This window comes from Acinetobacter nosocomialis NIPH 2119, assembly GCF_000368085.1.
GTDB classification, from domain to species: domain Bacteria; phylum Pseudomonadota; class Gammaproteobacteria; order Pseudomonadales; family Moraxellaceae; genus Acinetobacter; species Acinetobacter nosocomialis.
Genome location: NZ_KB849239.1, coordinates 1,364,553 through 1,377,008, shown reverse-complemented (window position 1 = coordinate 1,377,008; position 12,456 = coordinate 1,364,553). Strand labels below are relative to the sequence as shown.

Sequence of the window (12,456 nt, the reverse complement as noted above, 5' to 3'; positions counted from 1 at the left end):
TCATAAAGAAATAGGGTACTTAAATTAGAGATGATTTAAGACGCGGTTAATAAAATCTGATTTTATTGCTCTATATTGATCGGGATCTAAATGGCTACACTGTAATTTTAATTGATTATATTCATGCACCAACAGCGGTGAATCTATAAGCTTATTTCTAAATGTTAAGAAAAACGTAAATACTGAATCGGCTACTACAATTTGAAATGCAACTTCATCATCGTTCATTGATTCAAGCATGCAAAGCTCATGTGTCCTAAGGGTATTTTGTTTTTCTATAAAATTAAGTGTTTTTAATTGTTCTATTGCGAATTCAAATTGATCAGACATCACTTCAATATAAATGTCTAAATCACCTTTTGAAATCGCATTTGGGATTGCAGACGAACCAATATGTTCAATTTTGGCAAATGGTAAAAGGGAGGAGATATTCTTTTTATATGAGTTGAAAAGATGAACACAATTTTGTTGATATTGTTCTGGTTCTAAAAAGATCATTATGAAATTCGCTAATAGATAACATTTATATATTTAAAAAGAGATTACTCGATTAAACAAAAAAGCCCAAATACTGAAATTTGGGCTTTTTAGATAAATTTATGTGTTAGTCAGACATAGTCATTAAGCTTGCATTGCCACCAGCAGCAGCTGTATTCACACTAATTGCACGCTCAATTACTAAACGTTCAAGTGGAATTGTCTCGTTTGATTCAACATGTGTAATGCCTACAATTGCACCAGAGCGGCTTGCAATTTCTTGCTGTAATGAGAGAACCTCTTCACGGCTACCATGGTGCAAAACAGCATCAAAATCATCTGTAGTGATGTTTTTGATAGTCGTAATTGCATCAAGTACATCTTTTGGCAACGTTTGTTTATGTTTTGCCAACAATGGACTATTTGGCATTACAGCAGCTTGACTACTCACTGCAAAAATTGCGAGCAATTGATGTAATTGATTTTGTTCAGTGTCGGCAATTGAAAGTACACGGTGACGCGGCAAAATAATATATTGGTTACTTTCCCCAGTAGGGCCTTGTAACTCATAAAACTTGCCTACACCAAATGGTTCAATTTCACGACTTGCTTGTGGTAAATGTTGTTTCGCCCAGTTTTGTAAGCTTTGATAAACTTCACGGTTAAAGCCTTCAAAAATGGTTTGCTCATTTTTTACCGCAAATGGAGTTGCTAATACTTTGTTTGAACAATCCTGCATTAAGCGATACATGTAAAGAGGGCCACCCGCTTTAGGACCTGTACCAGATAAACCTTCACCACCGAATGGTTGAACGCCAACAACGGCCCCAACAATATTACGGTTGATATAAAGGTTACCAACTTCAGCATGTTGAATTACGGTTTGGATGGTTTCATCAATACGAGTATGTAGACCCATTGTTAAGCCATAACCTTTAGCATTAATGCGTGAGATGAGTTGTTCAAGCTCACCATACTTATAGGTAATGATATGTAAAACCGGACCAAAAACTTCACGCTGTAAGTCATCGAGGTTAGGTAACTCAATTGCTGTTGGTACAACAAAAGTTCCTTTATCTAATTCAGTTTGGCTTGTCGCTCCAAACATCAATTGATGTACTGGATAGCCCTTAGACTTCATTTTTTGGATGTGCTGGTCAATCGTGTGTTTTGCTTCGTCATCAATAACTGGACCAATGTCAGTTTTTAAAATGGCAGGGTTGCCTACAATTAACTGTTGCATTGCACCTTTAAGCATTTTAATAACGGTTGCAGCACTATCTTCTTGTACACATAAAATACGCAAAGCAGAGCAACGTTGACCTGCGCTATCAAATGCAGAACTTACAACATCAAGTACAACTTGTTCAGTTAATGCAGATGAGTCCACAATCATTGCATTTTGGCCACCAGTTTCTGCAATGAGAGGAATAGATTGACCATTAGCAGCTAAACGCTTTGCAACTGTCTTCTGCAAAATTTTTGCAACTTCAGTTGAACCGGTAAACATGATGCCATCAATACGTCGATCTTGGCTAAGCTGAGCACCTACTGTTTCACCACGACCTGGTAATAACTGTACAGCACCATGTGGAATACCCGCTTCCCATAAAATTTGCACTGCTTGAGCTGCGATTAAAGGTGTTTGCTCGGCAGGTTTTGCAATAACGCAGTTACCACTAACTAGTGCTGCAGCAATTTGGCCAGAGAAAATCGCAAGAGGGAAGTTCCAAGGGCTAATACAAAGTACAGTACCAAGTGGCTGAATGGTTGTATTCTTAGGGAGATTTTCAACCTGAGTTGCATAGTAACGTAAGAAATCTACAGCCTCACGAACCTCTGCAATGGCATTCGCATAAGTTTTACCGCTTTCACGGCAAAGTAATACCATTAACTCTTGGATACGGCTTTCCATAAGGTCAGCTGCACGTTTTAAATATTGAGCGCGCTGATCTTTAGGTGTATTTGCCCACTCAATTTGTATTTGTTCAGCTGCATTAAGTGCAATTTCTACATCATTAAGATCAGCTTCTTGTACATAACCAACAATTTCATCATTTTGTGCTGGGTTTGTAATTGCAATAGAATGACCTTGTTTCGATAAATCGCTATTTCCTAATAATGGATGGCTCTGCCAAATACGGTTACGTAACTGTTGAGCTGTGCTATCTAAAGCTGCAAGTGGGGTGTCATTTGCTAAGTCATAACCTTTAGAGTTTTTACGAAGCGTTCCGTACATATCTAAAGGTAGTGGAATTGATGGATGTTTTAACCCAACTGAACCTTCAAGCTTAGCTGCATTACGAATATCATAAATTGGAGACTGGATAAGATCTTCAACTTTAAGTGTTTTATCGGCAATACGGTTAACAAATGAAGTATTCGCACCATTTTCGAGTAAACGACGAACCAGATAAGCTAACAAAGTTTCATGGTTACCAACCGGAGCATAAATACGGCATGGCACGCCTAATTTATTTTGCTCACGTGGACCAACAACTTGTTCATAAAGTGGTTCACCCATGCCATGTAAGCATTGGAATTCATATTGACCAGCATAATACTTGCTTGGATCAGCTAAATGATAAATTGTTGCTAGTGTTTGAGCATTGTGAGTCGCAAATTGTGGATAGATGAACTCAGGCGCTGCAAGTAATTTTTTAGCACAAGCAATATAAGACAGATCTGTATGCACTTTACGTGTGAAGACAGGGTAGTCATCCATACCTTCGATTTGCGCTTTCTTGATTTCGCTATCCCAATATGCACCTTTTACAAGGCGAATCATGAGACGCTTTTGGCTGCGTTTAGCAAGATCAATAATATAATCAACTACGAAGAAACAGCGTTTTTGGTAAGCTTGAATAACGAATCCAATACCTTTCCAGTTCTCAAGTTCTGGCTCAAAACAAAGACGCTCAAGTAACTCAAGAGAAATTTCTAAACGTTCAGATTCTTCTGCATCGATATTTAAACCAATGTTGTACTGTTTAGCTAAACGAGCGAGCTCAAATACTTTGCCGTAGAGTTCTTTGTGAACACGTTCAATTTGCGCACGTTGGTAACGTGGATGTAAAGCAGAAAGCTTAATTGAGATACCAGGGCCATCATAAACGCCTTTACCATTAGACGCTTTACCAATTGCATGAATGGCTTGTGTGTAATCGTTAAAGTAGCGTTCAGCATCATGTTCGGTTAAGGCAGCTTCACCTAACATGTCATAAGAATAGCGGAAACCTTTATCTTCAAGTACTTTTGCGTGGTCGACAGCTTCTTCGATGGTTTCACCAGTTACAAACTGTTCACCCATCATGCGCATTGCTACATCAACTGCTTTACGAATAATGCCACGACCACTACGGGCTAACAGGCCAGTAAGTACACTTGAAAGACTGGTTTGCTTTGGTGTCTCCATAAGCTTACCGGTTAACATGAGGCCCCATGCTGCAGCATTTACAAACATTAAGCTACTTTGGCCAACGTGTTCTTTCCAGTTACCTTGATTGATTTTATCGCGAATGAGCAAGTCACGTGTTGCTGTGTCTGGTATACGAAGCAAAGCTTCAGCAAGACACATCAAAGCCACGCCTTCTTGTGAAGACAGAGAGAATTCTTGTAATAACCCTTGAACAATACCCGCTTTACCCGAAGAGGTCTTACGTTCACGTAAATTATGGGCAAGGTTAAATGCAAGGTCATAAATTTTATGATCTAAATCATCAGATACCGCAGCAGCTTGTAATAGCTCTTCTACAGCTTCAGGTTCGGCACGACGCCAAGCTGTATTAATGCGTTGTTCAAACTCACTTTTATCGTTGAATTCGGTGATATAGCCTTGGTGAGATTTATCCATTTGATGAAAAGTATCCATTGTGTTCATATCTATTTCCGCCAACCAGCTCTCGTAAACTCATCTTGAGTAGAGAGGTTTAGATAATTTATCATTACAGAAGAAACACCGAATAACTCACTATATTTTGCCCATTTTTTAGAGGAAAATTCAGATGAATGGCCCCTTATTAAGCCTTGATCGTACAGATTTAAAAATTTTGGATATTCTTCAAACAGATGGGCGTATTTCTAACAGTAGATTGGCTGAACTTGTAAACCTATCTCCAACTGCGGTTATGGCCCGGGTGCAGAAGCTGACGAAGGATGAATTTATCTTGGGTTATGAAGCTAAATTAAATCCAGTTAAGTTAAATGCAAATTTTTTGGTTTTTGTTGAAGTGTTACTCGATAAAACAACACCCAATGTTTTAGATGAGTTTATTGACGCAGTAGTGCATTATCCAGAGATCGTTGAATGCCATATGGTTAGTGGCGGATTTGATTTTTTAATTAAATTACGAAGTGGCAGTATGGAAGAGTTTAGACGTATTGCTGGACAGGTACTATGGCAATTACCAGGTGTGAAAGAAACGCGTAGCTACCCTGTGATGCAAGTGGTAAAAGATAGTTCAAAAATTAAAATCAAAACTAAAAATAAATAAAAAGGGGCCAGAGCCCCTTTTTATTTTATTCATTTTTATACACTTTCTTTATAGAGTTTATCAGCTTGTTCGAAGCGATCAGTTACATCAGTATTTGGAGTTTTGCTAATCAAGCTCACTACGATGATGCTGATAAATGCACAGATAAAGCCAGGAATAATTTCGTAAACACCGGTGCTTGCGAAAAGATTTTTCCAACCAATTACAACAACTGCACCTACGATCATACCTGCTAAAGCACCTTCTAAAGTCATACGCTTCCAGAACAATGACAAGATGATGAGTGGTCCAAATGCGGCACCAAAACCAGCCCACGCATAAGCAACAAGACCAAGAACTTTACTGTCAGGATTACCAGCGAGCACAATTGCCAGAACAGCAATTGCAAGTACCATGATACGGCCAACCCATACAAGCTCTTTTTGAGAAGCATTTTTACGGATGAAGCCTTTGTATAAATCTTCAGTTAGCGCACTTGAACATACCAACAGTTGACAGCTTAATGTACTCATAACCGCAGCTAAAATAGCAGCTAGGATGATACCGACAATCCATGGATTGAATAAAATTTTAGTCAATTCCATAAATACAGTTTCAGGGTTTTTACTTACAACACCTGCAAGTTCAGGATGTTGCTGGAAATACGCAATACCAAAGAAACCGGCACCGACTGCACCAACTAAACATAAAATCATCCAAGTCATACCAATACGGCGAGCAGCAGGAATTGATTTTACAGAGTCAGCAGCCATGAAACGTACAAGAATATGCGGTTGGCCAAAATAGCCTAAACCCCAAGCCATTGAAGATAAAACGGCCACCACACTTAAATCTGAAACGATGTTAAATGCATGTGGACGAGCAGTTTCAATAAGCGTTACAAACTGAGTTGTGTCGCCAATTGCAAGGTAAGTTACGATTGGGGTGAGCAAAAGGGCAAAAATCATTAAGCCCGCTTGGAAAGTATCAGTCCAGCTAATTGCCAAAAATCCACCAATACAAACATAACTGATTGTTGCAATAGCGCTTAACCAGATTGCGGTGGTATATGACATACCAAATAAATTTTCAAATAAACGAGCGCCAGCTACCATACCTGAGGCACAGTAAATTGCGAAGAAAACCAAGATAATAACGGCAGAGAAAATACGAAGAATCTTTTTCTTGTCATCAAATCGACTTGTAAAATAGTCGGGCAGAGTGAGTGCATTATTTTGGATTTCAGTATGAACGCGTAATCGACCAGCAACCAGTAACCAGTTAAGCCAAGCACCGATAATTAGACCAATTGCAATCCACGCTTCAGATAAACCAGAAAGATAAATAGCTCCTGGTAAGCCCATGAGTAACCAACCACTCATGTCTGATGCGCCTGCGGATAATGCAGTAACGAAACTGCCTAAACTACGACCACCAAGAATATAATCAGAGAAGTCGCTTGTAGCACGGTAGGCAAATAAGCCGATAAGTACCATTGCTACGATGTACACCATAAACATGATGAGGGTGGGATCAAAATAACTCATAATGGATGTGTGTCCTTATATCCATAATCCGTGATTGTAACCTAATCCAGGTCGCTGTTTTCTTGTACGGCATTTCAAGAGGTTGAGATTCAACCACAAAAGAAATTTTTTGCTCTGTTATCTTTGTGATGTGTTTTATGTATTTTTATGTAAACCAATGTAATTTCAATTACAATAAAAATTAAATTTAATTTAATCAATAGATTAGGTAGTGTAAATAATTCATTTATTGTTTAGAAAATTATAAAAATAGTATATTTAGAAAATAGATCAGCATGTTTGGTTACAAAATTAGCAATGACAATATATGTCTCAAGAAAAAATTTGACATGAGTTGAGTGTTTTCGCATCAATTTCATGTGAAGAGACAACTTTAGAGGTGAAATTTGCAATAAAAATGAAAGAAATATTAGCTCGTCAATTGATGAAATAGCTCTTTCATACCTTCTGTGGCTGTCATATTTAATAGTTTATATTGAGATGGAACACGAGAATGATCTGCTTGGGGATCTATATAGTAGGCTTCAGTGTAGTTAGGAATTTCATGAACTAAAGCAGCAACAGGGTAAACACTTAAGGTTGAACCAATAACAATGAAAATATCTGCTTCATGCACTTGCTTTATGGCTTCTTCAAATGCTGGAACTGCTTCACCAAACCAAACCACATGAGGGCGAAGTGGATAGCCATTTGGACAAAGGTCATGCTCTAGATCTAATTTCCAACCATTAATTTCATAAAATTCATTTGTATATTGGGCATTTGGTCCAGAGCTTTTCGCTAATCGAATATTACCATGTAGATGCAACACATTCTGGCTACCAGCACGCTCATGTAAATCATCAATATTTTGTGTAATGACTTGTACATCGAAATGGTTTTGTAATTTAGCAATATATTGATGAGCTTCATTTGGCTGAGCTTCTAAAATATTTTTACGGCGTTCGTTATAAAACCGTTGGACTAACGCAGGGTCTTTATCCCAAGCTTCCGGAGTAGCAACTTGCTGTATATCATAATTTTCCCATAGGCCATTACTGTCACGAAAAGTACTAATTCCACTTTCTGCACTCATACCTGCACCAGAAAATACAACAAGTCTTGTCATGTTATTGATCCTACGCATCCAGTTTTATAACTATTTTATACATATATAAAAAAACCAGTTTAAAAGTAAACTGGTTTTTATCGAATATTGAAAGCAATGCTAAATTTTATAAGCCAGCTTCATATTCTTCATTTGTTAAAAGTTTTTCAACGTCTGCCATGTTGTCTGGCTTAATTTTATAAATCCAGCCTTTCCCGTATGGATCTTCATTTACAAAATCCGGATCATCTTCAAGGTTTGTATTTACTTCTACTACTGTACCAGAAACAGGAGCGTGGATGTCAGAAGCAGTTTTAACTGATTCAACTACTCCAGCTTGTTCGCCAGCTGTTACTTGGCTGCCCACTTCTGGAGTTTCAACATAGACCAAGTCTCCAAGCTCATCTTGTGCATGGTCGGTAATCCCAGTAATAACAAGATCACCTTCAACTTTTACCCACTCATGTGTACGTGCATACTTCAATTCTGAAGGGTGATTCATGACAACTCCTTAAGCTTGTGTCCAATATTTTAATAACATTATAAATAGGGGTCTTTACGCCAGTTACTAGGACTACGACCACTCCAGCGTTTAAATGCTCGGCTGAAATTTGCGACATCGGAATAACCTAGTTCATCCGCAATTTGTTCAAGACTATAATCTGTACGTGAAAGTAAAGAAGTCGCATGACGATAGCGGACTTCATCTACTAATGTTGAAAATGAAGTTCCTTCCGCTGCCAACTGTCGCTTTAATGTGCGATCTGACATGTGTAAGTATTCTGCTACATTTTCTATGCTTAAGTAATGTTGTTCCGAATTACTTAAAATATCACGTACACGCATTGCTAAACGGCGGCGTTCACCTAAAGCAGAGAGTTCAGCCTCACATTGGTTAATAGCAATTTGACTAGCGATTGGATCTGAATTAATTAATTTAAGGCCTAAATATTTTTTATCAAAACTAGAAATTAAATGAGGCTGATTAAACCGAATAGTACTGCTTAGTTTGCTCTTATATTTATCAAAGCCTGCTGGTTCTGGAAAATCTAGGTCGACATCACCCGCTAAATCTTCAATACCTGTCATGGCTTTTGCCATTGTCATGATGCCAATAGTTAAGCCTAAAACAATTTCGGTGCGAAGTGGTTCTAACTCAATATCACATTGTAGTTGTAATGTGGCTTTTGGGCCGAAGGTAGAAAAATAGAGTTGTAAAAAAGGTAAGCGTAACTGGATAAAACGAGCAGCGAGAGCAATTGCTTCAGTAATATCTTTTGCTGTCATTATTGCGTAGCCAATAAATCCATGAATTGAAATACGCATTTGGGTACCAATATGGTAACCCAATGTACTTTCTCCAGTGAGATTTAAGGCATGTTTAACCAGCTCATTTGCTACAGGTGTTGAAATACGATATTCAGGGTCAGCCAATTGTTCACTTGTAAGATGAAAAGGGGCAAATAATGTCTCATCGTTGTATCCCCAACGTGAAACAACATCTAATAGCAATAAGCCATAGACTCCTGGAATACCTTGATCTTGACGAGCTGAGGTAATTTTCATATGCGTTCCGTTGCTCTCATCAATTTTCTACGTGCATTTCTTACACATCTTGTCATGAAATATAATTTGAGTTTATAAAAACTGTTAGACAATCATATCAAGGATTCGTTAAATATTCTTTTTAAAGACAACGATTTTTGTCGTTGAAATAAGTAAAACATCTCCATGTTGATTTAAAGCTTGCGTAACGTAGCTTACAATACCACGATCCAATTTTGTTTTGGATGGTGTAATTGCTGAAATCTCAGCTTCAACATGTATACGGTCACCAGGTCGAGTCGGGCGAGGCCAACGTAAACTAGACTCTGAACCCACGAGCCCCCCATGAATAGGCATACATTCTGTCCATAAGCGCATAGTAATTGCCGAGGTATGCCATCCACTGGCAGCAATACCTTTAAAGATTGGATCTTCTTTAGCTAATTCTTCATCTGTATGGAAAGGCTGAGGGTCGTAGTGGCTTGCAAATTGTTTAATCTCATCTAGTGTAATTTCATATTCACGACTGATAAAACGATCACCAATTTTTAAATCTTCTAAATAAAGCATTAATCCTGACCCTGTACTACTTTTTGCTCAATAAGAAAGCCGCCAGTTTGGCGTTTCCATAATTGTGCATATATACCATTTTTAGCAATTAATTCTTCATGGGTACCTTGCTCTGCAATTCTACCTTCATCAAGAACAATTAAACGGTCCATTTGAGCAATGGTAGACAAACGGTGAGCAATTGCAATAACTGTTTTATCTACCATCAGGTCATTTAAACTAGACTGAATAGCTGCCTCAACTTCCGAGTCTAATGCGCTTGTTGCTTCATCTAATATTAAAATTGGTGCATCTTTTAAGAAAACACGTGCAATAGCGATACGTTGTCTTTGACCGCCTGAAAGTTTAACACCGCGTTCACCAACCTGAGCTTCATAGCCAGAACGGCCTTTTAAATCGACAAGTTGAGGAATAAATTCAGCTGCTTTTGCCTTATGCACTGCACTTTGCATGTCCAGATCGGTTGCATCCGGACGACCATATTTAATATTTTCGGCAACTGAACGATGTAGTAGAGACGTATCTTGAGTAACTAAAGCAATATTTGCTCTCAAACTATCTTGTGTAACATCTTCAATATTTTGCCCATCAATTAAAATTGCACCTTCTTTAAGATGGTAGAAGTGTAAAAGTAATTGGATGAGGGTAGATTTTCCTGCACCTGAACGGCCAACGATACCGATCTTTTCGCCCGCTTTAATGTGTAAATTAAAGTGATCGATGACATTTTTATTATTATAAGCAAAGGTAACATCTTTAAATACGATTTCACCTTGCTTTACTGTAAGCGGTTTTGCATCTGGTTTGTCTTGAATATTGATTTTCTTACCAAGAGTTTGCATACCATCTTGAATAGTCCCAACATTCTCAAATAAGGCTGACATATGCCACATCATAAACTCAGCCATGCTATTAAGTTTTAAAATCATGGCGGTCGTTGCTGCAATTACACCTAGTGCTGCTAGGCCTTGTGTCCATAGCCAGACTGCTGTTCCAATCACGCCTACAAATAAAACAGCAGAAAGTAAATTAATGCTGACTTCAAAAAGAGTACCTAATCGCATTTGTGCATAGACAGTTGTCATAAACTCTTTCATTGAAGCTTTTGCATACTGGCTCTCACGACCAGCATGGGCAAATAATTTAACCGTTTGAATATTTGTGTAGGCATCTGTTACACGTCCAGTCATTACTGCACGAGCATCAGCTTGTTGCTGTGATACTTTGCTTAAACGGGGAATAAAGAACCAAGCGCTTAATAAGAATAAACCCAACCAAACCATAAGTGGAATGAGTAAAGTTGGTGAAATTGCACCAAGAACGATACTAACGGTAATAAAATAAATGCTGACATAAGCCAACATATCGCCCAAAATAATCCAAAATTCACGGATAGCTAGTGCTGTTTGCATGACTTTTGCTGAAAGGCGACCCGCAAAATCATTATGGAAAAAATCTAGACTTTGCTTTAACAAAAGATTATGAAAACGCCACCGTAAGCGCATTGGAAAAGTACTATATAAAATTTGGTGTTTTATAATAGATTGAATATTAACAAATAAAATATTAGCAAATAAAACGCTAATAAGAATGAGTATATTGGAAGCGTGTTGGCTTAAAAAGCTTTCTGGTTGACTGTTACTCAGCCAGTCTACAAGTTGCCCAATTTTTGAAAAGAGTAGAGCTTCAAAGCTGGCTGCACCCGCTGTACATATAATGAGTAATAATAAGTACGGACGAACACCTTCAGTAGCTTGCCAAACAAATGGGAAAAAGCGAGTTGGTAAGGGCTCATCCAGACCTTTGGTTGGATAAGGATCTACAAGTTTTTCAAACCACTTCAGCATGAATGACTACCTTTATACATCAGCTACTTTATTAAAATTTCGCAATTTAATTTGCAATAAAGTCAGTTAGATCAAACTCGATATAGATGTTGATCTGTTGGGTGTGTGGATACACATCAAAGTTTATGTTGTATATCTTTAACTAAAACTGACAAGATTTAGTCAAGATATAAATTTGGAAACGGGAAAAGCCTAAAAGGCATGGTAAAGACAAAAAATGTTTTATTCATTATATCGATAATAATAGATGAAGTGGTGAATGAATTTGATGTGAATGTAATTTTTATAATTTTTTTTAATAAATGATAAAATACTGATATTTAGCCTAAGCAGCATGAGCCTTTATCTAAAAATTGATAAAGGCTCATAATAATTACCACATTAAGTCATCTGGAATAACATATGCTGCATACGGATCTTCTTCGTCAGTAGTTTGTTCATTTTTCTCTGCATTATTAATTAAAATAAAGCCTTGCATTTTTTGATCAATTTTTTCGGCCAAAGCTTTTGGAAGATAAGCGTATTGATCTTGATCTTTAGCAATTACTAAACTACCTGTAACAAGGGCATTGTAGACTTGTTGAGATAGATATACCTTTTTAATTTTATTTTCATCAATAAATTGATAAGCCACATCTCCAGCAAAATCTACAATTTTGTGTTGTTTAATCATTTGAATAATAGAAGCTTTTAATGCTTTTTCTTCGAGTTGTTGCTGTTTTTCTAGATTTAAAGCTTGGTCTTTTGCTAGTTTTTCTTGTTGAGCTTTTTCAATATTTGCTTTGATTTCTGCTTCATTGCTTTGACCAGTACGCTGCTCATGCTGAGCTTGTTTGGTGAGTTTTTTTGCTTTTTTATTGTCAACTAAACCTGCTTTGAGTAACTGAGCTTGTAAGGCATTTTTAACCATG

General features: G+C 37.5%; 10 protein-coding genes. 1 reads left to right on the top strand and 9 read right to left on the bottom strand.

The window, feature by feature from the left end:
• Positions 1-24: 24 nt before the first annotated feature.
• Both F984_RS10455 and putA read right to left on the bottom strand, forming a co-directional pair.
• A complete protein-coding gene (locus F984_RS10455) occupies positions 25-498 on the bottom strand; it encodes a GrpB family protein (protein WP_004709162.1) in 474 nt (157 codons plus the stop codon).
• Between the two features lie 106 nt (positions 499-604).
• Positions 605-4,357 (bottom strand): trifunctional transcriptional regulator/proline dehydrogenase/L-glutamate gamma-semialdehyde dehydrogenase, encoded by a 3,753-nt coding sequence (gene putA, locus F984_RS10450; protein ID WP_004709159.1) that lies wholly within the window; start codon positions 4,355-4,357, stop codon positions 605-607.
• Positions 4,358-4,481: 124 nt separating this feature from the next.
• Here putA and F984_RS10445 point away from each other — a divergent pair, with 124 nt between their 5' ends.
• Positions 4,482-4,970 (top strand): Lrp/AsnC ligand binding domain-containing protein, encoded by a 489-nt coding sequence (locus tag F984_RS10445; protein ID WP_001014235.1) that lies wholly within the window; start codon positions 4,482-4,484, stop codon positions 4,968-4,970.
• A 35-nt stretch (positions 4,971-5,005) separates the two neighbouring features.
• Here the strand turns inward: F984_RS10445 and putP are convergent, their stop codons facing one another.
• The 7 genes from putP to F984_RS10410 form a co-directional block, all read right to left on the bottom strand.
• Complete coding sequence (gene putP / locus F984_RS10440) at positions 5,006-6,496, bottom strand: sodium/proline symporter PutP (protein WP_004709158.1); 1,491 nt, start codon at positions 6,494-6,496, stop codon at positions 5,006-5,008.
• A 409-nt stretch (positions 6,497-6,905) separates the two neighbouring features.
• Positions 6,906-7,613, bottom strand: a complete 708-nt coding sequence (locus F984_RS10435; RefSeq protein WP_080631628.1) for an SIR2 family NAD-dependent protein deacylase — start codon at positions 7,611-7,613, stop codon at positions 6,906-6,908.
• Positions 7,614-7,710: 97 nt separating this feature from the next.
• Positions 7,711-8,085: a glycine cleavage system protein GcvH gene (gcvH, locus tag F984_RS10430; RefSeq protein WP_004709154.1), complete on the bottom strand. Its 375-nt coding sequence runs from the start codon at positions 8,083-8,085 to the stop codon at positions 7,711-7,713.
• 38 nt (positions 8,086-8,123) lie between these two features.
• Positions 8,124-9,149 (bottom strand): AraC family transcriptional regulator, encoded by a 1,026-nt coding sequence (locus tag F984_RS10425; protein ID WP_000705529.1) that lies wholly within the window; start codon positions 9,147-9,149, stop codon positions 8,124-8,126.
• A 108-nt stretch (positions 9,150-9,257) separates the two neighbouring features.
• Positions 9,258-9,698, bottom strand: coding sequence for a MaoC family dehydratase (locus tag F984_RS10420; RefSeq protein ID WP_002050041.1), 441 nt, complete (start codon positions 9,696-9,698; stop codon positions 9,258-9,260).
• Positions 9,698-11,545: an ABC transporter ATP-binding protein gene (locus F984_RS10415; protein WP_004709151.1), complete on the bottom strand. Its 1,848-nt coding sequence runs from the start codon at positions 11,543-11,545 to the stop codon at positions 9,698-9,700. The genes F984_RS10420 and F984_RS10415 overlap by 1 nt, the downstream gene beginning before the upstream one ends.
• Positions 11,546-11,918: 373 nt before the next feature.
• Positions 11,919-12,455 (bottom strand): DUF2058 domain-containing protein, encoded by a 537-nt coding sequence (locus F984_RS10410; protein WP_002050144.1) that lies wholly within the window; start codon positions 12,453-12,455, stop codon positions 11,919-11,921.
• Between the last annotated feature and the right edge of the window lies 1 nt (position 12,456).